Here is a 20699-nt window from a genome sequence, read left to right as displayed (position 1 = left end):
AGGCTCGCGGCGTGCGCATCGTCCGATTCACCACAGGCGAGGAGCCGTCCTACGGCGTCCTCACCGGCGACCTCGACGAGTACGGCCAGCCCGGGGATGACGCCGTGGTCGTCGGCCTCGCCGGCGACCCGCTCTACGTCGGCATCAAGCTGCTCGACAAGGAGTACCGGCTCGAGGACATCCGCCTGCTGGCGCCCGTCCTGCCCCGCAGCAAGGTCGTCGGCATCGGCCGCAACTACGCCGCCCACGCGGCCGAGCTGGGCAACGAGGTGCCGAGCGAGCCGATGATGTTCCTCAAGCCGAACACCAGCGTGATCGGCCCCGACGACGTGATCCGCTACCCGCGCCAGTCCACGAACGTGCACTACGAGGGCGAGCTCGCCGTCGTCATCGGGCGGATCTGCCGCGACGTCCCGGCCGAGCAGGCGACCGACGTCATCCACGGCTACACGATCGCCAACGACGTGACCGCGCGCGACCTGCAGAAGGCCGACGGGCAGTTCACCCGGGCCAAGGGCTTCGACACGTTCTGCCCGCTGGGGCCGTGGATCGAGACCGATCTCGACCCGCACGACTTCGCCGAGGGCCGCCGGGTGCAGACCTTCCTCAACGGCGAGGTCGTCCAGGACGGTACGACGGCCGACATGATCTTCGACGTGCCCGCACTCGTCGCGCACGTGTCCAGCGTGATGACGCTGCTGCCGGGTGACGTCATCCTCACCGGCACCCCCGAGGGTGTCGGCCCCCTGCAGGTCGGTGACGAGGTCGAGATCTCGATCGCTGGTCTGGGAACCCTCACGAACAAGGTGGAAGCACGCGCATGAGCAACGTACGAGTCCGGATGGCGCCGTCCCCGACGGGCAGCCCCCACGTCGGCATGATCCGGACCGCCCTCTTCAACTGGGCGTTCGCCCGCCACCACGGCGGCACGTTCGTGTTCCGCATCGAGGACACCGACAAGGAGCGCAGCACCACCGAGTCGCTCGACTCGATCCTCGACCTGATGCGCTGGCTCGGTCTCGACTGGGACGAGGGCCCCGAGGTCGGCGGCCCGCACGCGCCGTACTTCCAGAGCGAGCGCAGCGACAAGTACGCCGACGCGCTCGCCCGGCTCAAGGACAGCAGCCACACCTACGACTGCTACTGCACCAACGACGAGGCCGCCGCGCGCCGCAAGGCCGCCGGCTCCAAGGTCCAGGGGTACGACGGCTTCTGCCGCGAGCTCACCCAGGACCAGGTCGACGCGTTCGTCGCCGACGGCCGCAAGCCCGTCGTCCGGTTCCGGATGCCCGACGGCTCGATCACCTGGAACGACCTGGTCCGCGGCGAGGTGAGCTTCGAGACCGAGTTCGTGCCGGACTTCGCGCTGGCCCGCGCCAACGGCGACCCGCTCTACACGCTGGTCAACCCGGTCGACGACGCGCTGATGGAGATCACCCACGTCCTGCGTGGCGAGGACCTGCTGTCGTCGACGCCGCGCCAGATCGCCCTCTACGAGGCGCTCAAGGCGGTCGGCATCGCGAAGACGACGCCGGAGTTCGGCCACCTGCCCTACGTCATGGGCGAGGGCAACAAGAAGCTCTCCAAGCGCGACCCCGAGGCGCACGCGCTGGCCTACCGCGACCAGGGCTACCTGCCCGAGGGGCTGCTCAACTACCTGGCCCTGCTGGGCTGGGCGATCGCGGCCGACCGCGACGTCTTCTCGCTCGAGGAGATGGTCGAGGCGTTCGACGTCACCGACGTCGTCCCCAACCCGGCGCGCTTCGACCTCAAGAAGTGCGACGCGATCAACGCGGCCCACATGCGCCTGCTCTCCACCGACGAGATCACCCACCGGGTGCTGCCGTTCCTCAAGCGCGACGGCGTGGTCGGCGACCCGGTCGGCGACGCCGACGCCCAGCTCCTCGAGCTCGCGATGCCGCTGGTGGCCGAGCGGATCAACAAGCTCTCCGAGGCCAGCGGGCTGCTCGCCTTCCTCTTCGTCGACGAGGCCGACTTCGCGGTCGACCCCGAGGACGCCGAGAAGCAGCTCGGCGAGGCCGGCCGGCCCGTCGTCCAGGCCGCCCACGACGCGCTCGCCGCGCTGGGCACCTGGTCGACCGACGCGATCCAGACCGCGCTCCAGGACGCGCTCGTCGAGGGCCTGGGGCTCAAGCCCCGCAACGCCTTCGGCCCGGTCCGGGTCGCGGTGACCGGCAAGCGGATCTCGCCGCCGCTGTTCGAGTCGCTCGAGCTGCTCGGTCGCGACCGCAGCCTCGGACGGCTGCAGCGTGCCCTCGGCTGACCCCGCCCCGCACCTCCGGTACGACGAGCTCCACCGGCTCGGGCCGGCGGGCGCCTGGCGGCCCTTCGCCGGGATCCCGTCCCTCGTCGTGCTGTTCTTCATGGGGCAGGTCGTCCTCAGCGTCGTCCTGACGACGCTGCTGGTGGCCGGGGGCGACACCTCCAAGGAGGCCGTCGAGAACCTTTCCGGCGACGTCACGACGCCCGCCTTCCTGGCGCTGGTCAACCTCGGCTGGGCGGTCGCCATCCCGATGGTCTGGCTGGTCGCCCGGGCCCTGCACGACCAGAGGCCCGGCTGGGTGGCGTCGGTCGTCGGCGTCTTCCGGTGGCGCTGGTTCGCGGTGTGCCTGGGGCTCGCCGTGGTCTCGCTCGGCCTGACCTTCCTCGTCTCGACCGTGCTGCCCGACCAGGGCGCCGGCTCCGTCGACGTCGGCGGGGGAGCCAACCCCTGGACGTCGACCGTGCGCGACTTCCTGCTCGTCATCGTGCTGCTCACCCCGCTCCAGGCGGCGGGGGAGGAGTTCGTCTTCCGGGGCTACCTCGCGCAGGCCTTCGGCGGGCTCGCCGCCCGCTTCGGGTCCCGGGCCGGCGCGGCGGTCGCGGTCGTCGTACCGGCGGTGCTGTTCGCGCTCGCCCACGGCCTCGGCCAGGACGTCCCGATCTTCTTCGACCGGCTGGCCTTCGGTCTCGTCGCCGGCCTGCTCGTGCTGCTCACCGGCGGCCTCGAGGCGGGCATCGCGATGCACGTGCTCAACAACTTCTTCGCCTTCGGCCTGGCCCTCGCCTTCGGCGACATGACCAGCGCGCTCAACCCGAGCGGCGGCACCTGGTGGGCCATCCCGGTGACCCTGACCCAGTCGGTGAGCTACCTGCTCCTGGCCGTCCTCGCCGCCCGCCGCCTGGGTGTCGCGGCGCGCACCGATCCCGCCACCATCGGGGCCATTTTGGAGGCGCGGCGGGGCCGCGTGTAGTGTTCCTGGTCGGCCCGGTCCTCCGGGATCAGGCCGATGCAGCAGTGGTCTATGGTGTAATTGGCAGCACGACTGGTTCTGGTCCAGTTAGTCTAGGTTCGAGTCCTAGTAGACCAGCGAGTTCTCGCGAGAAGGCCCGAGAAAGCGCCGATTTGGCGCCGAACGGACAAGATCGCTAGAGTTCCGCAGGTCGTTGAGAGACCCCCTCGGGGTCAACGCAGCGACATTGCCCCCGTTGTGTAGCGGCCTAGCACGCCTGCCTCTCACGTAGGTAGCGCCGGTTCGAATCCGGTCGGGGGTACAGCTTCGGGCCCGGTCCATCAGGACCGGGTCCGAGTGCGTTTTCGGGCTGGACGCCTGGCTCTCCCGGGCGCGCCTTTGCGCGCCATTCGTCCAGGAACGGCGGGACGGCGCGGGCGGACGGTTGACGAGCCCGGCCGGGGCCGCTTGGGTGAGCGCACGCCTTTTTGTGATCCCCCTCACATTCGCGAGGCGCAACCCCCCGTCCCCCACCCCGAGGGTTTCATCGTGACTTCATCAGCACATCTGAGAAAAAGGCGCTGGGCGGCCTCTGCTGCCGGACTGGCGCTGTTCGGGCTCGTCGTCGGCGTCCTGCCGAGCGAGTCCACCGCGGCGCCCGCGCCGCGCAGCCAGGCGGCTCCCGACGACCCGGTGCTCGACCGGAGCGCCGACGAGACGCCGCAGGTCGTCGAGATCGTCGTCCCGGGCACCGCCGAGCTCGACCGCCTCGTCGCGACCGGCGTCGACCTCGACCACGGCGTCCACCAGGAGGAGGACGGCCTGGCGGTCAACGCCGTCGTCACGCCCGGCGAGGTCAAGCAGCTCAAGGCGCTCGGCTTCAAGGTCGGCCCGACGCTGCTGACCGCCGCGGACACCGAGGCCGTGGTTGCCGAGCGCGACGCCACGATCGAGGAGCACCAGCAGAGCGCCGATCAGCTCGACGCCGAGGCGACCGACCCGGACACGAGCGACGTCAAGATCCTGCGCGCCGACTACTTCACGTCGTTCGGTACGCCGACGCTCGCCGTCGAGGCCCAGGTCGCCAACGGCGCGCTGGTCCCGACGCTCACCGTCGAGCGGGACAGCGGCCCCGGCACGGAGTTCGGCAGCGGCGGCACCCAGACGATCCCGCCGTTCATCGACGCGGGCGTGTACATGTACCACACCGGTGCGAGCTCGGCCGGCCTCACGACGCGGCCCGACCGGGTCCGGATCACCAGCCCCAGCGGCGATGTGGCGATCTTCAAGGTCCGCGACTGGCTGCCGACCAACCCCGGTGAGGCCGACCCGTTCAAGGGCCCGGGCTACCAGGAGGACTACATCCAGTCCTACCTCGACCCGACCCAGCTCTACGACCGGATCAAGCAGCTCGCCGAGACCTACCCGAACCTCGCCGAGATCGTCGAGCTGCCGTACAAGACCAACGGCTACCGGCGCGTCGCCCAGGCGATGGTCGGCCCGACGGCGAACAACGCGACGGCGATGTCCCAGCGCGTCGGTCTCGACTCGCTGGCCTGGGGTCACGAGGGCGGCAACGACATCACGATCACGGTCGTCGACCCGGGGGCACCCACGTCAGCGGCCTCGGTCGCCGTCACGGGCAAGGCGATCACGCTGAGCCTGGCCACCGACCCCGCCGGTGCACCGACCACCACGGCCGCCCAGGCGGTGGCCATGATCAACGCCAGCCCGGCCGCCGGAGCCCTGGTGAAGGCCTACACCTACCGGGGCAACACGGGTTCCGGAGTGATCGCGCCGGTCACCACGACCGCGCTGAGCGACGGGCTCAACGCGCCGGCGTCGATCTCCCACGACCCCCAGCAGGTCTATGCCATCAAGATCGGCAAGGTGCGCGACGGCTCGAAGCCCGGTGTCTTCTACTACGCCCAGGAGCACGCCCGGGAGTGGGTGCCGCCGCTGGTGACGATCGAGACCGCCGAGCGCCTGCTCCGCAACTACGCCACCCACGAGGGCACGCGCGACCTGGTCGACAACCTGGAGATCTGGATCCTCCCGTCGGTCAACCCCGACGGTGGCCACTACTCGTTCTACGACTTCAACAGCCAGCGCAAGAACATGACCCGCTACTGCGGTCTCGACACCACCGGCGACTTCGCCTCCCGCAACTCGTGGGGCGTCGACGTCAACCGCAACTACGACACCTACAGCGCGTTCGACGGCTACAGCGGCGCGTCCACCACGAGCTGCACCAGCGGTACGTCGGCGGGCCCGGCCGAGATGTCCGAGCCCGAGGCGCGCAACGTCGACTGGGTCGCCGCGCACCCGAACATGACGTTCTCGATGAACGTGCACAGCTCGGGCAACTACTTCATGTGGTCGCCGGCGTCGTACAAGACGGCCGGGCGCGAGACCGCGCCCGTCCCGACCCTCGAGGAGGAAGGCCTGTTCTGGGGCGCCTCCTCGCGGATCCTGACCGCCATCAAGCGGCACCGTGGCCTGAGCGTCACGCCTGCGAAGACGGGGCAGGTCGTCGACGTGCTCTACTCGGCGGCCGGGAACTCCGGCGACATGCTCTGGTACAAGTACGGCATCTACGCCTGGGACTTCGAGGTCGGCACGACGTTCCAGCCCGCCTTCGAGAACGCCGATCCCAAGGGCGCCTCCGCCCACGCGGAGAGCCAGGAGTTCGCCAACGGCCTCATCGAGATGGCCCGGGTCGCGCTCGACCACGAGCGCGACGAGGTGCCGCCGGTCTCCTCGGTCGCGGTGACCGCGGCGCCGTCCGCACCGGGCAAGGTCAACGTCCAGTTCGAGACCAACGAGCCGGCCGCGATCTTCTACACGCTCGACGGCACCGTCCCGAACCTCTCCTCGGAGCGGTACGACGCCGACGGCCTCCGCAACACCCTCGGCGCCCGCCTCAAGGTCGACGCCGGTGCGGAGGTCCGCTGGATCACCGTCGACAGCCGCGGCAACGTCGAGCGGCACTTCGTCCCGGGCAAGGAGGGCAACTACCGCTCGTGGAAGGCCGAGGTCGGCTACGAGGAGCCGCTCGCGTCCAGCGCGACGTCCCTCACCCTCAGCCCGGCGACCACCAAGGTCGGTGCGACGGGGGTCAAGGCCCAGGTCGAGGTCACCGCGACCGGAGCCGGCGACCAGCCGGTGCCCTCGGGCGTGGTCACCCTCCGCGACGGAGCCACCGTCGTCGGCTCGGGTGAGATCGACGAGAACGGGGTCGCCTCGATCCCGGTGACCGCCTTCGCCAAGGCCGGCAACAAGGTGCTCACCGCCGAGTACGGCGGCGACGCCGCCTTCGCCCCGAGCGTCTCGTCGAGCGCCGTGCTCAAGGTGGCCAAGGCCGCCTCGACGCTCACCGCGGAGATCAAGACCGCCAAGGTGACGCCGAAGAAGCGGGCCAAGCTCAAGGTCGTCGTCGCGGCGCCCGGCGCCAAGATCTCGGGCACCGTCCTGGTCCGCGTGGACGGCCGTCTGGTCGCCTCGCGTGCCGTCGCCGCCAACGGCAAGGTGACGCTCTTCCTGCCCAAGCTCCGCAAGGGCAAGCACACGGTGCAGGTGACCTACCTGGGCAGCGCCCACCTGGCGCGGGCGGTCACCAGCACCAAGGTCAAGGTGGTCCGCCGCTGATCCTGGTGCTGCAGCACGGGCGGCCGACGCCACCGCGACCAGGACCTACGGGTCCGGGTCGGGGTGGACGTCGGCCGCTCCGTGCAACGATTCCGTCGCGGCTCTCGTCTACCTGGGTGTGAGAGACCAGGACGAGGCCGCGTTCACGGCGTTCGTGGCCGCCGCGGGCGACCGGCTCCTCCGGTTCGCCCGGCTCCTGGTGCTCGACCACGGCGAGGCCGAGGACGCCCTGCAGGAGGCGCTGACCCGGCTCGCCCGGCACTGGCACCGGACCGAGACGCCGGAGGCCTACACGCGCACGATCCTGGTCAACCTCGCCCGGGACCGCGGTCGCCGCCGCCACCTCGTGCCCACCCCGGCCGAGGAGGTCGAGCCCGAGCGCCGGGCCACCGTCGCGGACCCGGCCGACGCCGTCGCGGCCCGCCGCCGGCTCGACGCCCTGCTCGCGAGCCTGCCGCCCAAGCAGCGCGCGACGGTCGTGCTGCGCGTGGTGGAGGACCTCAGCGAGGCGGAGACCGCGCGGATCATGGGCTGCGCTGCCGGCACGGTCCGCAGCAACCTCTCGCGCGCCCTCGGCAGCCTGCGCGGCCGCCTCGACGACTCCCTGGAGGCGATGTCATGACGACGCCGGTCGAGACCGAGCTCCGCACGCTGGCCGCCGCCGCGGGCGGCGACATCAGCGCACCGGCGGGCCTGGCCGCCCGGGCCGTGCGCGGCGCGCGCCGCACCCGCCGGCGCCGTACGCTGATCGCGGCGGGTGTGGTCGTCGTCGGCCTCGGCGTCTCGTGGGGCGCCGGGCGGATCGGCGCGGGGCCCTACTACGACGAGCGCCAACCGAGCCACGCGATGGACCCGGCGGTCGCGATGGGGGAGTCGGTGACCTTCGACCGCGACCTCACCGCTGCGCCCGGCGATGTCGTGCGGATCTCGGTCCCGGAGGTGCCGGTCCCGCTGCTGACCCGGGTGATCGCGGTGGGCGGCGCGACGGTGAGCTGTCCGGCACGCCCCGACGGGACGTGCGCGGGGGTGCTCGTCGACGGCCGTCCGAGCGCCGACGCCTACCTGGCGGGGCTGTCCACGGAGCCGTTCGCGGCGGTCGTCGTACCGGAGGGGGAGGTGTTCGTGCTCGGCGACAACCGCTCGCGGGCGATGGACTCGCGGATCCTCGGGCCGGTCGCGGCGAGCGGCATCGAGGGCGTCGCGGTCGGTGTGCGCCGCGACGACGGGTACGCCGCGATCCCCGGCGCACCGCGGCACGCGCTGCCCGGTGACGACGATCCGGTCGATCCGGTCGGGCCGGTGCCGCCGGCCGGGGTGGCTCCCGCGCCCTAGTCCTTCGAGTCCTTCGGGGCCTTCGGGCCCTTCGCGCGCGCCGCCGCGCTCTGCTTCGCCGCCCGCGTCCGTGGCGCCGTCGGCTCGGTCCCCACGACCGCGAAGATCGGCGCGGTGACCTTCTCCAGCGCCGCGACCGCCTCGGCGTGCCGCTCGGCGAGCGAGGCGACCACGCCCGCGAGCTCGGCCTGGGCCTCGGCGAGGGTGTGGACGGTGTCGGCGAGCTCGCGCTGGCGGACGATGAAGTCCTGGAGCGGCTGGGCGGTGGCGCCGGCGAGGCCGGTGATGCCGGTGGCCATGCCGGCGACCGCGCCGGCGAGGTCGCCGACCTGCTTCGCGAGCTCGTCGGGTTGGGTGACGCCGGTGACCGCGGTGTCGCGCACGGTCCGCAGGACGTCGCTCGTGAGCTTGAGCGCGGCCTGCTGGGACTTGAGCAGCAGGTCGATCGGGTTCAGGGGAGCATCCGCCATGCCGTCAGGGTGGCAGAACCGGCGGCCGGGCGGGAGACCTCAGCGACGAGCGTGGCGCAGCATGTCCTCGCGCGGGACGACCTTGATCCGCTCGGCGTCGCGGCCGGACGCGGCGCCGAGGGCGGCCTCGTGGGCGTCGAGGAGCTGCCAGCCGTCCCAGGTGACGACCTCGACGCCGCGGGCGGCGAGGTGCTGGACGACGGCGCTGCGGGCGGGCATCTCCGGGCGGGGGATGCCGTCCACGTCGGCGAGGAGGCTGGTGATCGTCTCGGCGGCGTCGGACTTCGTGTGGCCGATCAGGCCGATCGGGCCGCGCTTGATCCAGCCGGTGACGTAGGTGCCGGGCATCGCGACGCCGTCGAGGCCGAGGACCCGCCCCGCGTCGTGCGGCACGACGCCCGCGGCGTGGTCGAAGGGCACGTCGGGCAGGTGCGTGGAGAGGTAGCCGACGGCACGGTAGACCGCCTGCACCGGGGTGTCGGTGTAGTCGGCGGTGGTGCGCGCGGTGCCGTCGCCCTGCAGCTCGGTGCGCGCGGTGCGCAGGCCCTCGACGCGGTCGGCGCCGATGACGCGGACCGGCGCCTGGCACAGGTGCAGGTGGATCCGGTGGTCGGCGCCGGTGGGCTCGGTCTCGAGGTAGCGCAGCAGCGTGTCGACGACGAGGCGGGTGCCCTTGTTGCCGCTGATCGCCTGCTGGCCGGCCTCGTCGATCTCGAAGCCCTCGGGGTGCACGATCACGTCGACGTCGGGGGAGTGGGACAGCTCGCGCAGCTCCATGGGGGAGAACTTGATCTGCGCCGGGCCGCGGCGGGCGAAGACGTGGACGTCGCGGGCGCGGTTGGCGCGCAGGCCGTCGTACACGTTGGCGGCGATCTCGGTGGTGAGCTGCTCGTCGGCGGGCTTGGCGAGCATCCGGGCGACGTCGAGCGCGACATTGCCGGCGCCGATGACGGCGACGGACTCGGCGTCGAGCGGCCAGGTGCGCGGGACGTCGGGGTGGCCGGCGTACCAGGAGACGAAGTCGGCCGCGCCGTGCGAGCCCGGCAGGTCGATGCCGGGGATGTCGAGCGGCCGGTCCGCGACCGCGCCGGTCGCGAAGATCACCGCGTCGTAGAACCGGCGCAGGTCGTCGAGCTTGAGGTCGGTGCCGTAGTCGACGTTGCCGAGGAAGCGGATCTCGTCGCGGCTCAGCACGCGGTGCAGGGCCTTGATGATCTCCTTGATGCGCGGGTGGTCGGGCGCGACGCCGTACCGGACCAGGCCGTACGGCGCGGGCAGCCGCTCGATGATGTCGACGGTCGCGCCGGGGTGGTCGCGGGTGAGGATGTCGGCCGCGTAGATGCCGGCCGGCCCGGCGCCGACGACGGCGACCCGGAGCTCGCGCATGGAGTGCCTCCTGAGGCAAGGAAATAAGGTAAGGCAAACCTAACTACGTCGCGAGAGGGAGGCCAGGCCGGAGGACTGTGATCCCGGTCTCGACCGTCATGTCCGATTTCCGCGAGAGAGTGTCGGTGGGCCCCGGCAGGATGGAGCCATGACGACCGCCGAGAGCCTCGACTTCGAGCGCTGCTACACGGCCGTGCAGTCGCGGGACCGCCGCTTCGACGGGGTGTTCTACACGGCGGTCCGGACGACGGGCATCTACTGCCGCCCGTCCTGCCCGGCGCGCACCCCGGCCTCGCGCAACGTCTCGTTCCACCGCACGGCCGCCGCCGCGCAGTCCGCCGGCTACCGCGCGTGCAAGCGCTGCCTGCCCGACGCGACGCCCGGCAGCCCGGAGTGGAACCTCGCCGCGACCGTCGCCGGGCGTGCGATGCGGCTCATCGCCGACGGCGTCGTCGACCGCGAGGGCGTCGAGGGGCTCGCGACCCGGCTCGGCTACACCTCGCGCCACCTCGGACGGCTGCTCACGACCGAGCTCGGCGCCGGTCCGCTCGCGCTCGCGCGCACCCAGCGCGCCCAGACGGCGCGGGCACTCGTCGAGAGCACGACGCTCAGCCTCGCCGACGTCGCGTTCGCGGCGGGCTTCTCCAGCGTGCGCCAGTTCAACGACACCATGCTCGAGGTGTACGCCGCCACGCCCAGCGAGCTGCGCGGGCGCAAGGCGCCGGTGCCCGGCCCGGTCCCCGGCGCGATCGACCTGCGCATCGCGGTCCGCACGCCGTTCCGCGGCAGCGCGCTGCTGCGCTTCCTCGCCGACCGCGCGGTCCCCGGCGTCGAGGTCGCCGAGGTCGGTGCCGACGGCGGCGGCTGGTACGCCCGCACGCTCGACCTCCCGCACGGACCGGGGGTCGCGCGCGTCGACCTCGCGGACCTCGACGCGGTCGGGTCGTCGTACGTGCCGCTGCGGCTGGTGCTCGACGACCTGCGCGACACCGCGGCCGCCCTGGCCCGGATGCGGGCGATGCTCGACGCGGACGCCGACCCGGTCGCCGTCGACGAGCACCTGTCCGCCGATCCGCTGCTGCGTCCGCTCGTCGCCGCGCGTCCTGGGCTCCGGGTGCCCGGGCACGTCGACGGTGCCGAGATCGCTGTCCGCGCGGTGCTCGGCCAGCAGGTCACCGTGGTGGCCGCCCGGACGGCGGCGGCCCGGCTCGTCGCGGCGCATGGCCGTCCGGTCACGACGAGCGTGGCGGGGCTGACCCACCTGTTCCCCGACGCGGCCACCGTCGCGGCGCTCGATCCCGAGGACTTCCGGATGCCGCGGGCCCGCGGCCGGGCCCTGATCGGGCTCTCCGCGGCGATCGCGGCCGGCGACCTGGTGCTCGACCGCGGGCCCGACCGGGGCGACGTACGCCGGGACCTGGTGGCGCTGCCCGGCATCGGTCCCTGGACGGCCGACTACATCGCGCTGCGCGCGCTCGGCCACCCCGACGTGTGGCTGCCGACCGACGTGGGCGTCCGCAACGCGCTGGCCCGCCACGACGGAGCCGTCGTCGACCCCGAGGCGTGGGCGCCGTGGCGCTCCTACGCCCTCCTGCACCTGTGGACCTCGTTGGAAGGATGAGCCCCGCCATGTGGACCGTCATCGAATCGCCCATCGGACCGCTGCGCCTGGTCGAGCAGGACGGCGCGATCACCGCCATCGAGTTCTCGCCCTTCCGCGACGGCGCCCGCCCGCTCGGCGTCGAGGGCGCGGACCACCCGGTGCTCGTCGCGGCGGCGCACCAGCTCGCCGAGTACTTCGCCGGCGAGCGCACCGAGTTCGACCTGCCGCTGGCGCCCGCCGGCAGTGCCTGGCAGCGCTCGGTGTGGGCCCAGCTGCTGGGCATCGGCTACGGCGAGACCGCGTCGTACGGCGACATCGCGGCGCGGCTCGGCAAGACCAACGCCGCCTCGCGCGCGGTCGGTACGGCCAACGGCGCGAACCCGATCCCGATCGTCATCCCGTGCCACCGGGTGATCGGGGCCGACGGGACGCTGACCGGCTACGCCGGCGGGCTCGACCGCAAGCAGCTGCTGCTCGACCTCGAGACGGAGCCGCTGCAGGACGCCCTCTTCTAGCTCTGCTGGCTCCGAGGCGGACGCCCTAGCGGGCGAGGAGTCCCTGCTCGACGATGTCCGTCGCGACGTCGAGCAGGGCGCGCAGCTCGTCGGGTCCGTGCTGGAGGGCGTCGGGGCGCCAGGCCAGCCCGATGATGCCGTTCCAGGCCGCCCACAGCGCGGTCGCGGTCAGCTCGGGGTCGACCGGCCGGAGCTCGCCGGCCGCGATGCCGTGGGTGATCGCCGTGACCAGGCGCTGGTTCTGCTCGCGGACCCGGCGGGCGAGCTCGTCGGCCGTCCGTCGTCCGGCCGGGTAGCGGCCGGGCTCCGGGGGAGCGGCCAGCATGCGGAAGTGCTCGGGATGGGCCAGCGCGAACGCGAGGTACTCGTGCGCCGCGCCGCGGATCTGGTCGACCGGGCGCTCGCCGTCGACGTAGGCGCGGTCCATGTGGGCCCGGTCGACGTCGAGGGCCTGCTCGACGACGGCCGCGTGGAGCCCGGCCTTGGAGCCGAAGTGGTTGTAGACCGAGCCGACCGCGACGCCGGCCTCGGCCGCGATCTCGTCGAGCGTCACGTCGTCGAGGCGCCGGTCGAGGAAGAGCCGCTCGGCGGCGGCGAGCAGCGCCTCGCGGGTGCGGCGGGTCCGGGGATCCATCTTGCAAGCATTGCAAAAAGTTGGCCGAAGGACTACTTTCCGAGTTCTTGTAACCATTGCAAAAGGAGCTCCCAACCATGACGACCTCTCCGAGCCGGACCCCCGCACCGCCCCGGACCGTGCTGCCCGACGGCGCGGCCGCCTTCATCGCCGAGGCGGAGCGGCTGACCAACGCCTACGACGCCGCGGGCGCCGCGCGGGTCTACGCCGCCGACGCCAGCCTCGAGCTGGTGACCGACGGTGCGGTCGCGTGGCACCACGGGCGCGACGCGGTCGAGCGCGCGTGGCAGGTGGTGCTCGGCGCCGGGCGCGGGCGCGGTCTGCGGGTGACGAAGTCGCTCGTCGCGGTCTCGCCCACCACGGTGGTCAACCGGTGGGAGGGCACCTTCGGTGGCGGGGGTGCGTGCCGCGGCATCGAGTCGTGGACGTTCGGTGACGAGGGGCTCGTCGTGGAGCACCGGGCCGAAACGTTCCTCGTCGTACGGCCGGCGGAGTCGTGGCGGGCGCGGATCCGCGCGCTCGTCCTGGCGCCCCGGGTGGCGCTGGCGTTCGTCCGGGCCGAGCGCCGGGCCGGGCGGGCCGGTCGGGCCGGTCGCGACGGCGGAGCGCGCTGACGTGGCGGTCTCGGAGGCGCTCGGCGCCGAGCGGGTCGTCGTCCTCCCGCAGGGGCCGATCGCCCTTCGCGAGCGAGGAGAGGGAGTGCCGGTCGTGTTCGTCCACGGCGGCCTCGCCAATGCGGACCTGTGGCGGCACGTGGTGCCGCTGCTCGCCGAGCACGGCCGCTACCGGTTGATCAGCCCGGACTGGCCGCTGGGATCGCACCGGCATCCGCTGGGGCCCCAGGCGGACGTCACGCCGCCCGGGATCGTCGTCCTCATCAAGGAGCTCCTCGACGCGCTCGGCCTCGACCGGGTGGTGATCGTCGCGAACGACGCGGGCGGCGCGATCAGCCAGATGTTCGCGGCGGCGTACCCGGAGCGGATCGACCGGCTGGTGCTCACCTCGTGCGACCAGTACCTGCAGTTCCCGCCGCGCTGGCTCAAGCCGCTGCGCTGGGCCGCGGCGCTTCCGGGCGCGGGGGACCGGATCGCGCGGGCCTTCCGCCGGCCGCTGGTGCACCGGCCCTTCTTCTGGTCGGTGGCCCGGACGCCGCTGCCCCCGGAGATCCTCGACTCCTACCTGCAGCCGATGCTCTCCGACGCCGAGGTGCGCAGCGAGCTCGTCCGGTTCTTCCGCGGGACCCGGCCGCGGCACACCCTGCGCGCGGCGCGTGCCCTGCGCGGCTTCGCCCGGCCGGTGCTGGTGATCTGGGGCGGCTCGGACCCGTGGTTCTCGCGGCGCGGTGGCCGGCGCCTGGCCGCGAGCATGGCCGATGCGCGCTTCGAGGTCATCGCGCGGGCGCGGACGTTCGTCCCCGAGGACGCGCCGGCCGAGCTCGCCGCGCGGGTGGCGGCGTTCCTGGAGGCCGGGAGCGACGCCGTGCGCTGAGTACTACTCCGCCGCCGCGCGGCGCAGCGACTCCGAGAGCCGCTCGGCCGCGGCGAGCACCGCCGGTGCGTGCATCCGGCCGGGCTGGCGCGAGAGCCGCTCCAGCGGACCCGACACCGACACGGCGGCGATGACCTTGCCGCCGGGGGAGCGGACGGGGGCCGACACCGAGGCGACGCCCTGCTCGCGCTCGCCGACCGACTGCGCCCAGCCGCGGCGGCGGATGGCGGAGAGCTCGGCGGCGGAGAAGGCGGAGTTCTGCAGGCCGCGGTGGATGCGCTCCGGGTCGTCCCAGGCGAGCAGCACCTGGGCGGCGGAGCCGGCGCGCATGGTGAGCTGGGAGCCGACCGGGATGGTGTCGCGCAGGCCGGAGGGGCGCTCGGCGGCGGCCACGCAGACGCGGTGGTCGCCCTGGCGCCGCCAGAGCTGGGCGGACTCGCCGGTGATGTCGCGCAGCCGCGCCAGCACCGGGCCGGCGGTCGCGAGCAGACGGTCCTCGCCGGCGGCGGCGGACAGCTCGGCCAGGCGCGGGCCGAGCACGAAGCGGCCCTGCATGTCGCGGGCCACGAGACGGTGGTGCTCGAGCGCGACGGCGAGCCGGTGCGCCGTCGGGCGGGCCAGGCCCGTGCCGGCCACGAGGCCTGCCAGGGTGGCCGGGCCGGACTCCAGTGCGGTGAGCACCAGGGCCGCCTTGTCGAGTACGCCGACGCCGCTCGAGTTGTCCATATGGCAATACTGCCGTCTCGGGATCTGGGATGCAAGAGTAGGCTCGATCACGGTCGGCGGCAGTGGTGCCGTCGGCGACCCGAACGAGGAGGAGCGAGTCATGGGCAAGACCCTGGCGGAGAAGGTGTGGGACGAGCACGTCGTCCGTTCGACCCCGGGGGAGCCGGACCTCCTCTACATCGATCTCCACCTCATCCACGAGGTCACCAGCCCGCAGGCCTTCGACGGACTGCGCCTCGCTGGTCGCAAGGTACGCCGTCCCGACCTGACCCTCGCCACCGAGGACCACAACGTCCCCACGCTCGACTGGGACCAGCCGATCGCCGACCCGGTGAGCAAGACCCAGGTCGACACGCTGCGCAAGAACGCCGAGGAGTTCGGCGTCCGGCTGCACCCGCTCGGTGACATCGAGCAGGGCATCGTCCACGTCGTCGGCCCGCAGCTGGGCCTGACCCAGCCCGGCATGACGATCGTGTGCGGCGACTCGCACACCAGCACCCACGGTGCGTTCGGCTCGATCGCCTTCGGCATCGGTACCTCGGAGGTCGAGCACGTGCTCGCCACCCAGACGCTGCCGCAGGCCAAGCCGAAGACCATGGCCGTCACCGTCAACGGCACGCTGCCCGAGGGCGTCACCGCCAAGGACCTGATCCTCTACCTGATCGCGCAGACCGGCACCGGCGGCGGCCAGGGCTACATCGTGGAGTACCGCGGCCAGGCCATCGAGGAGCTCTCGATGGAGGGCCGGATGACGGTCTGCAACATGTCCATCGAGTGGGGCGCCAAGGCGGGCATGATCGCGCCCGACCAGGTCACCTTCGACTACATCGAGGGCAAGCCGGAGGCCCCCCAGGGCGCCGACTGGGACGCCGCCGTCGCCCACTGGAAGACGCTGGTCACCGACGCCGACGCGACCTTCGACCGCGAGCTCGTCATCGAGGCCGCCGACGTGACGCCGTTCGTCACCTGGGGCACCAACCCGGGCCAGGGCGTCCCGCTGGGCGCCAACGTCCCGAGCCCCGACGACTACACCGACCCGACCGACAAGATCGCGACCGAGAAGGCCCTGGAGTACATGGGCCTGACCGCCGGTACGCCGATGCGCGAGGTCAAGGTCGACACGGTCTTCGTCGGCTCCTGCACCAACGGCCGGATCGAGGACCTGCGCCTCGCCGCCGACATCATCAAGGGCCACCACGTCGCCGAGGGCACCCGCCTGCTCGTCGTCCCCGGCTCGGTGCGCGTGCGCCTCCAGGCCATCGAGGAGGGCCTGGACAAGGTCTTCATCGAGGCCGGCGCCGAGTGGCGCGGCGCGGGCTGCTCGATGTGCCTGGGCATGAACCCCGACACGCTCGCTCCCCAGGAGCGCAGCGCCTCGACGTCCAACCGCAACTTCGAGGGCCGCCAGGGCAAGGGCGGTCGTACCCACCTGGTATCGGTGCCCGTCGCGGCCGCGACGGCCGTGCGCGGCACCCTGTCCTCGCCCGCCGACCTCGTGCCGGCCACGGTCTGAAAGGGAGTCTGACCATGGAGAAGTTCACCACCCACACCGGCGTCGGCGTCCCGCTGCGACGCAGCAACGTCGACACCGACCAGATCATCCCGGCGGTCTACCTCAAGCGCGTCACGCGCACCGGCTTCGAGGACGGCCTGTTCGCCGCCTGGCGCAACGACCCGGAGTTCGTGCTCAACAAGGACGCCTACGCCGCAGGCTCGGTCCTCGTCGCCGGCCCCGACTTCGGCACCGGCTCCTCGCGCGAGCACGCCGTCTGGGCCCTGCAGAACTACGGCTTCAAGGTCGTCCTCTCCGCCCGCTTCGCCGACATCTTCCGCGGCAACTCCGGCAAGGCCGGCCTGGTCGCCGGTCAGCTCGACGAGGCCGACGTGGAGCGGATCTGGGCCTACCTGGAGGCCGACCCGGGCGCCGAGATCACCGTCGACCTCGAGGCCCGCACGGTCAAGGCCGGCGACATCGAGGTCACCTTCCAGATCGACGACTACACCCGCTGGCGCCTGCTCGAGGGCCTCGACGACATCGGCATCACGCTCGGTCACGCCGACGACATCGCGGCGTACGAGGCGGGCCGGCCCACGTTCAAGCCGGTCACCCAGCACGCGTGATCTGCGTCCCCTAGGGACGAATCCCGATGAAGGGACATGGGATGGACAGATACTGTTCATCTCGTGTCCCTTCTCGTTCGTGCGGACCGCGCGGACGAGGAGCCCCCTGAGGACACGGCCGATGCACCCGACGTCCCCGCTCCACCGCGCGAGGTGCTCCGGCGCGGCTTCCTCGGGAGCCTCCTCGCCGCGGTGGTCGCATCGGTCCTCCTCCAGGCCTCGACGCTGGGCCTGTTCAGCATCCGCTGGCTGGGCGACCAGCTGATCTTCGGCGTCGGCTTCTACGTCGACACCCTCGTGATCTGGCTGTTCCTCGGCCTGCTGTGGGCCGTGCTCGGCCGGCTGTGGTGGGCGATCGGCGTGGTGTTCGCGATCGTGCTCGCGGTCGGCGTCGCGACCCTCGTCAAGATCCAGTACCGCGAGGAGCCGGTCTACCCGAGCGACGTCGACTTCCTGCGGGAGCCGGGCTTCCTGACCTCGATGGTGTCGCCGGCGCTGCTGGTGCTGGCCGTCGCCGCGATCGCCGGCGTGGTCGTCGGCGGCGTGCTCCTGGGGCGCCGGATGGCGCGGCGCTACCCGCGGCCGCGGCTGCGCGACCTGCCCCGGCCCCAGGCATGGGTGCTCGCCGGAAGCCGTGTCCTGGTGGGCGTCGTGGCGCTCCTGCTTCTCGCGCAGGCCGGTCAGTTCAACCAGCCGGGCAACCTGTGGCGCGGCATGTACGAGGCGCGCGGCGAGCACTGGCGCTACTGGAACCAGAAGACGAACTACCGCTCCAACGGCTTCATCGGCGGCTTCCTCTTCAACATGCCGGTCGACGCGATGGCCGAGCCCGACGACTACGACGACGCGCGGATGGACGAGATCGCCGATCGCTACGAGCGGTTGGCTGCACGCACCAATGCCGGACGTACCGGCTCCCTCGACGACACCAACGTCGTGATCGTGCTGAGCGAGTCGTTCACCGATCCCACCGAGCTCGAGGGCTTCGACCTCGAGCGCGACCCGATCCCGCGCACCCGGGCACGGATGGCGGGCACGACGTCGGGCCACATGCTCTCCCAGATGTACGGCGGCGGCACGGCCAACATGGAGTTCGAGACCCTGACCGGCCAGTCCCTGGGGCTGTTCCGGCCGCAGATGCTCTCGCCGTACCAGATGCTCGTGCCCGAGCACGCCGACTATCCCTCGGCCGTGGGCTGGTTCCGGGCCCAGGGACACGACGCCATCGCCGTTCACCCCTACCGGGTGGGGATGTACAAGCGCGAGCAGGTCTACGAGCGCTTCGGCTTCCAGTCGTTCATCCACGACTCGACCATCCGCGAGACCGCCACGATCGACGACAACCCCTACATCTCGGACCATTCGGCGTTCGACGAGGTGCTCGCGCAGATCGACGAGCACGATCGTCCGCTGATGGTGAACCTCGTCACGATGCAGAACCACATTCCCGTCGACGGCAATTACGACGATCCGATCGGGGTCTCGGGCAGCGACGACGACAAGATCGGCCAGTACGCACGGGGTCTCGAGCACACCGACGAAGCACTCGACGAGTTCCTCGACACGTTGGAGAAGAAGCGCGAGAAGACCATCGTGCTCTTCTACGGCGACCACCTGCCCGGCATCTACGACTCCGACATCAAGCACCAGAACACCGGGATCTCGCTCTACCGCACGCCTTTCTTCATCTGGAGCAGCGAGCCCGGGCACAACCGCGCACGCACGATCCCGACCACGAGCCCGGCGTTCTTCCTGCCCCTGCTGTACGACGTCGCGGACGCGCCGGTGCCGCCTTACCTCGCGATGCTCGGCAAGCTCCACGAACGCGTCAGCGCACTGCAGCAAGGACGCATGCTGGACCCGTCCGGAGAGCGGATCGAGGAGTCCGACCTGGACGCGAAAACCGCTCAACTGCTGGCCGATCTGCGTCTCGTGCAGTTCGACTTCTCGATCGGCGGCCGGCGCGCGCTGGACCGCCTCTGGCCCGGCGCAGTGGCCCAAAAGCCCTGAAAAGGCCGAAATACCCCAGAAATCGCGAAAAAACACGCAAGAACATCGGCGTGGTGATTGTGAGTGTGCGTGCTAGTGCCTAGCGTTCCCATGAAAGGACGGCTGGGCGTGGGCTCAGCCGCATCATCCAGGGACGCGCAGGCGGTGCGTTTCGGAAGGACAGGTAGTGAACAAGTCTCAGTTGATCGACACGCTGGCTGACCGGTTCGAGGGCAGCCGCAAGGACGCGGCCCACGCTCTCGACGCGGTCCTCGACACCATCACGCGCCAGGTCGCCAAGGGCGAGAAGGTCGCCATCACGGGCTTCGGCTCCTTCGAGAAGGCCGTTCGCAACGCCCGTTGGGTCCGCAACCCCCAGACGGGCGAGCGGGTCAAGACCAAGAAGAAGTCGGTTCCGAAGTTCAGCGCCGGCGCTGACCTGAAGAACGTCGTCTCCGGCGCGAAGAAGCTTCCGGCCCTGCCGAAGCCCGCCAAGAAGGCTGCCGCCCCCGCGAAGAAGGCCGCCGCCTCCGTCGCCAAGAAGGCTGCTGCTCCGGCGAAGAAGGCTGCGACCGCCGCCAAGAAGGCCGCCCCGGCCAAGAAGGCTCCGGCCAAGAAGGCTCCCGCCGCGAAGAAGGCGGCTCCGGCCAAGAAGGCGCCCGCGAAGAAGGCTCCCGCCGCGAAGAAGGCGGCTCCGGCCAAGAAGGCGCCCGCGAAGAAGGCTCCCGCTGCCAAGAAGGCCGCTCCGGCCAAGAAGGCTCCGGCCAAGAAGGCCCCCGCCAAGAAGGCTCCGGCCAAGAAGGCCGCGAAGAAGGCCTGACGCCTCCTCCGTCCTCACGAACGGGCCGCACTCCCTCGGGAGTGCGGCCCGTTCGTCATGGTGCGACGACCTTCTGCGAGGCCGCGCCGAGACCGATCGCGATGGCGTCGGCGAGACCGTCGGCGTCGTCGACGTCGCGCCGCAGGGTGCGGAGCTCGCCCAGCGCGGGCCGTGCTCCGGCGCTCGTGTGGGCGCTCGCCGAGTCGACGCCGAAGCGCGGGTCGAAGTCGTCGTACCGCGCGGTGTAGAGGGTGGTGCCGGTCTCGTCGGCATCGCGCACGAAGCAGGAGGCGCCGGCCTGGGCGCCGGCGAACGCCAGTGCCGAGGCCAGATCGGCGGGACGCAGCGCCGGCAGGTCCGCGCACAGGGCGACGGGCTGGAGGTCCGGCCGCGCCCGTCGTACGACGTCCGCACCGTGGCGCAGCGCCGCGTTGAGGCCGCCGCCGGGATCCGCGCACGCCTCGGCTCCACGGGCCGCCAGCGAGGCCGCGAAGGCGGCGTCGTCGCTGACCACGAGGACGCCGGCGACACCGTCGGTGGCGAGGCAGGCATCGACCACGTCCGTGGCGAACGCCGCCGCCAACCGCGCGCGCTCATCGGGCTCGAGCGAGGTCAGGCGGGACTTGCCGGTGCCGGGTGACTTCACCGGCAGCAGCACGGCGAAGCCGCCGGAACGCGTGAACACCCTGGAATCCTCCCAGGCAAACAATGCCGTGCCCTCAAGTGGTCGGCGT

At 72.0% G+C, this 20699-nt stretch carries 19 protein-coding genes and 2 tRNA genes; 16 read left to right on the top strand and 5 right to left on the bottom strand.

Going from position 1 to position 20699, the window contains the following annotated elements:
- Nucleotides 1-11 precede the first annotated feature (11 nt).
- The 8 genes from CCO04_RS26935 to lepB all read left to right on the top strand — a co-directional run bounded on the left by CCO04_RS26935 (nt 12) and on the right by lepB (nt 8213).
- Entirely contained in the window at nt 12-824 is an 813-nt protein-coding gene (locus CCO04_RS26935; RefSeq protein ID WP_215817263.1) for a fumarylacetoacetate hydrolase family protein, read from the top strand.
- Entirely contained in the window at nt 821-2284 is a 1464-nt protein-coding gene (gltX, locus tag CCO04_RS26930; protein WP_215817262.1) for a glutamate--tRNA ligase, read from the top strand. The genes CCO04_RS26935 and gltX overlap by 4 nt, the downstream gene beginning before the upstream one ends.
- Complete coding sequence (locus tag CCO04_RS26925; RefSeq protein ID WP_308281566.1) at nt 2271-3254, top strand: type II CAAX prenyl endopeptidase Rce1 family protein; 984 nt, start codon at nt 2271-2273, stop codon at nt 3252-3254. The genes gltX and CCO04_RS26925 overlap by 14 nt, the downstream gene beginning before the upstream one ends.
- A gap of 45 nt (nt 3255-3299) precedes the next feature.
- A tRNA-Gln gene (locus tag CCO04_RS26920) sits at nt 3300-3371 on the top strand.
- Between the two features lie 111 nt (nt 3372-3482).
- Nucleotides 3483-3555 (top strand) — tRNA-Glu (locus CCO04_RS26915).
- A 227-nt stretch (nt 3556-3782) separates the two neighbouring features.
- Nucleotides 3783-6881: a M14 family zinc carboxypeptidase gene (locus CCO04_RS30025; protein ID WP_215817261.1), complete on the top strand. Its 3099-nt coding sequence runs from the start codon at nt 3783-3785 to the stop codon at nt 6879-6881.
- 118 nt (nt 6882-6999) lie between these two features.
- A complete protein-coding gene (locus CCO04_RS26905) occupies nt 7000-7503 on the top strand; it encodes an RNA polymerase sigma factor (RefSeq protein ID WP_215817260.1) in 504 nt (167 codons plus the stop codon).
- A complete protein-coding gene (gene lepB, locus CCO04_RS26900; RefSeq protein WP_215817259.1) occupies nt 7500-8213 on the top strand; it encodes a signal peptidase I in 714 nt (237 codons plus the stop codon). The genes CCO04_RS26905 and lepB overlap by 4 nt, the downstream gene beginning before the upstream one ends.
- On the opposite strand, the gene CCO04_RS26895 is transcribed toward lepB, so the two are convergent.
- Both CCO04_RS26895 and CCO04_RS29415 read right to left on the bottom strand, forming a co-directional pair.
- On the bottom strand, nt 8210-8683 hold the full coding sequence (locus CCO04_RS26895; protein WP_215817258.1) for a hypothetical protein: 474 nt from the start codon (nt 8681-8683) through the stop codon (nt 8210-8212). The genes lepB and CCO04_RS26895 overlap by 4 nt on opposite strands.
- A 39-nt stretch (nt 8684-8722) precedes the next feature.
- Complete coding sequence (locus tag CCO04_RS29415; protein ID WP_215817257.1) at nt 8723-10069, bottom strand: FAD-dependent oxidoreductase; 1347 nt, start codon at nt 10067-10069, stop codon at nt 8723-8725.
- Nucleotides 10070-10217: 148 nt separating this feature from the next.
- Here CCO04_RS29415 and CCO04_RS26885 point away from each other — a divergent pair, with 148 nt between their 5' ends.
- Both CCO04_RS26885 and CCO04_RS26880 read left to right on the top strand, forming a co-directional pair.
- Nucleotides 10218-11690, top strand: coding sequence for an AlkA N-terminal domain-containing protein (locus CCO04_RS26885; RefSeq protein ID WP_215817256.1), 1473 nt, complete (start codon nt 10218-10220; stop codon nt 11688-11690).
- Nucleotides 11691-11698: 8 nt separating this feature from the next.
- A complete protein-coding gene (locus CCO04_RS26880) occupies nt 11699-12187 on the top strand; it encodes a methylated-DNA--[protein]-cysteine S-methyltransferase (RefSeq protein WP_215817255.1) in 489 nt (162 codons plus the stop codon).
- Between the two features lie 25 nt (nt 12188-12212).
- On the opposite strand, the gene CCO04_RS26875 is transcribed toward CCO04_RS26880, so the two are convergent.
- A complete protein-coding gene (locus CCO04_RS26875; protein ID WP_215817254.1) occupies nt 12213-12821 on the bottom strand; it encodes a TetR/AcrR family transcriptional regulator in 609 nt (202 codons plus the stop codon).
- 77 nt (nt 12822-12898) lie between these two features.
- Between CCO04_RS26875 and CCO04_RS26870 the strand changes: the two genes are divergently transcribed.
- A complete protein-coding gene (locus CCO04_RS26870) occupies nt 12899-13435 on the top strand; it encodes a nuclear transport factor 2 family protein (RefSeq protein WP_215817253.1) in 537 nt (178 codons plus the stop codon).
- A 1-nt stretch (nt 13436) separates the two neighbouring features.
- Nucleotides 13437-14309 carry an alpha/beta fold hydrolase gene (locus CCO04_RS26865; RefSeq protein ID WP_215817252.1) on the top strand — a complete coding sequence of 291 codons (873 nt, stop codon included), beginning with the start codon at nt 13437-13439 and terminating at the stop codon, nt 14307-14309.
- Between the two features lie 3 nt (nt 14310-14312).
- On the opposite strand, the gene CCO04_RS26860 is transcribed toward CCO04_RS26865, so the two are convergent.
- A complete protein-coding gene (locus CCO04_RS26860; RefSeq protein ID WP_038680330.1) occupies nt 14313-15035 on the bottom strand; it encodes an IclR family transcriptional regulator in 723 nt (240 codons plus the stop codon).
- A gap of 100 nt (nt 15036-15135) precedes the next feature.
- Here CCO04_RS26860 and leuC point away from each other — a divergent pair, with 100 nt between their 5' ends.
- From leuC to CCO04_RS26840, 4 genes are all read left to right on the top strand, one after another.
- Nucleotides 15136-16548: a 3-isopropylmalate dehydratase large subunit gene (gene leuC, locus CCO04_RS26855; protein WP_215817251.1), complete on the top strand. Its 1413-nt coding sequence runs from the start codon at nt 15136-15138 to the stop codon at nt 16546-16548.
- Nucleotides 16549-16562: 14 nt separating this feature from the next.
- On the top strand, nt 16563-17156 hold the full coding sequence (gene leuD, locus CCO04_RS26850; protein WP_215817250.1) for a 3-isopropylmalate dehydratase small subunit: 594 nt from the start codon (nt 16563-16565) through the stop codon (nt 17154-17156).
- Between the two features lie 63 nt (nt 17157-17219).
- Nucleotides 17220-19166 (top strand): sulfatase-like hydrolase/transferase, encoded by a 1947-nt coding sequence (locus CCO04_RS30020; protein WP_215817249.1) that lies wholly within the window; start codon nt 17220-17222, stop codon nt 19164-19166.
- A 166-nt stretch (nt 19167-19332) separates the two neighbouring features.
- A complete protein-coding gene (locus CCO04_RS26840; RefSeq protein WP_215817248.1) occupies nt 19333-19965 on the top strand; it encodes an HU family DNA-binding protein in 633 nt (210 codons plus the stop codon).
- 55 nt (nt 19966-20020) lie between these two features.
- Here the strand turns inward: CCO04_RS26840 and cofC are convergent, their stop codons facing one another.
- Nucleotides 20021-20650 carry a 2-phospho-L-lactate guanylyltransferase gene (gene cofC, locus CCO04_RS26835; protein ID WP_215817247.1) on the bottom strand — a complete coding sequence of 210 codons (630 nt, stop codon included), beginning with the start codon at nt 20648-20650 and terminating at the stop codon, nt 20021-20023.
- Nucleotides 20651-20699: the final 49 nt, after the last annotated feature.

The organism is Pimelobacter sp. 30-1, from assembly GCF_018831735.1.
In the GTDB taxonomy this organism is placed as follows: Bacteria; Actinomycetota; Actinomycetes; order Propionibacteriales; family Nocardioidaceae; genus Nocardioides.
This window is presented reverse-complemented; position numbering and strand designations above follow the sequence as displayed.

What these genes read in the sequence shown, in the direction of transcription:
- gltX (WP_215817262.1), top strand. Translation starts at nt 821, where the DNA reads ATGAGCAACGTACGAGTCCGGATGGCGCCGTCCCCGACGGGCAGCCCC.
- lepB (WP_215817259.1), top strand. Translation starts at nt 7,500, where the DNA reads ATGACGACGCCGGTCGAGACCGAGCTCCGCACGCTGGCCGCCGCCGCG.
- CCO04_RS26895 (WP_215817258.1), bottom strand. Translation starts at nt 8,683, where the DNA reads ATGGCGGATGCTCCCCTGAACCCGATCGACCTGCTGCTCAAGTCCCAG.
- CCO04_RS29415 (WP_215817257.1), bottom strand. Translation starts at nt 10,069, where the DNA reads ATGCGCGAGCTCCGGGTCGCCGTCGTCGGCGCCGGGCCGGCCGGCATC.
- CCO04_RS26885 (WP_215817256.1), top strand. Translation starts at nt 10,218, where the DNA reads ATGACGACCGCCGAGAGCCTCGACTTCGAGCGCTGCTACACGGCCGTG.
- CCO04_RS26880 (WP_215817255.1), top strand. Translation starts at nt 11,699, where the DNA reads ATGTGGACCGTCATCGAATCGCCCATCGGACCGCTGCGCCTGGTCGAG.
- CCO04_RS26875 (WP_215817254.1), bottom strand. Translation starts at nt 12,821, where the DNA reads ATGGATCCCCGGACCCGCCGCACCCGCGAGGCGCTGCTCGCCGCCGCC.
- CCO04_RS26870 (WP_215817253.1), top strand. Translation starts at nt 12,899, where the DNA reads ATGACGACCTCTCCGAGCCGGACCCCCGCACCGCCCCGGACCGTGCTG.
- CCO04_RS26860 (WP_038680330.1), bottom strand. Translation starts at nt 15,035, where the DNA reads ATGGACAACTCGAGCGGCGTCGGCGTACTCGACAAGGCGGCCCTGGTG.
- leuC (WP_215817251.1), top strand. Translation starts at nt 15,136, where the DNA reads ATGGGCAAGACCCTGGCGGAGAAGGTGTGGGACGAGCACGTCGTCCGT.
- leuD (WP_215817250.1), top strand. Translation starts at nt 16,563, where the DNA reads ATGGAGAAGTTCACCACCCACACCGGCGTCGGCGTCCCGCTGCGACGC.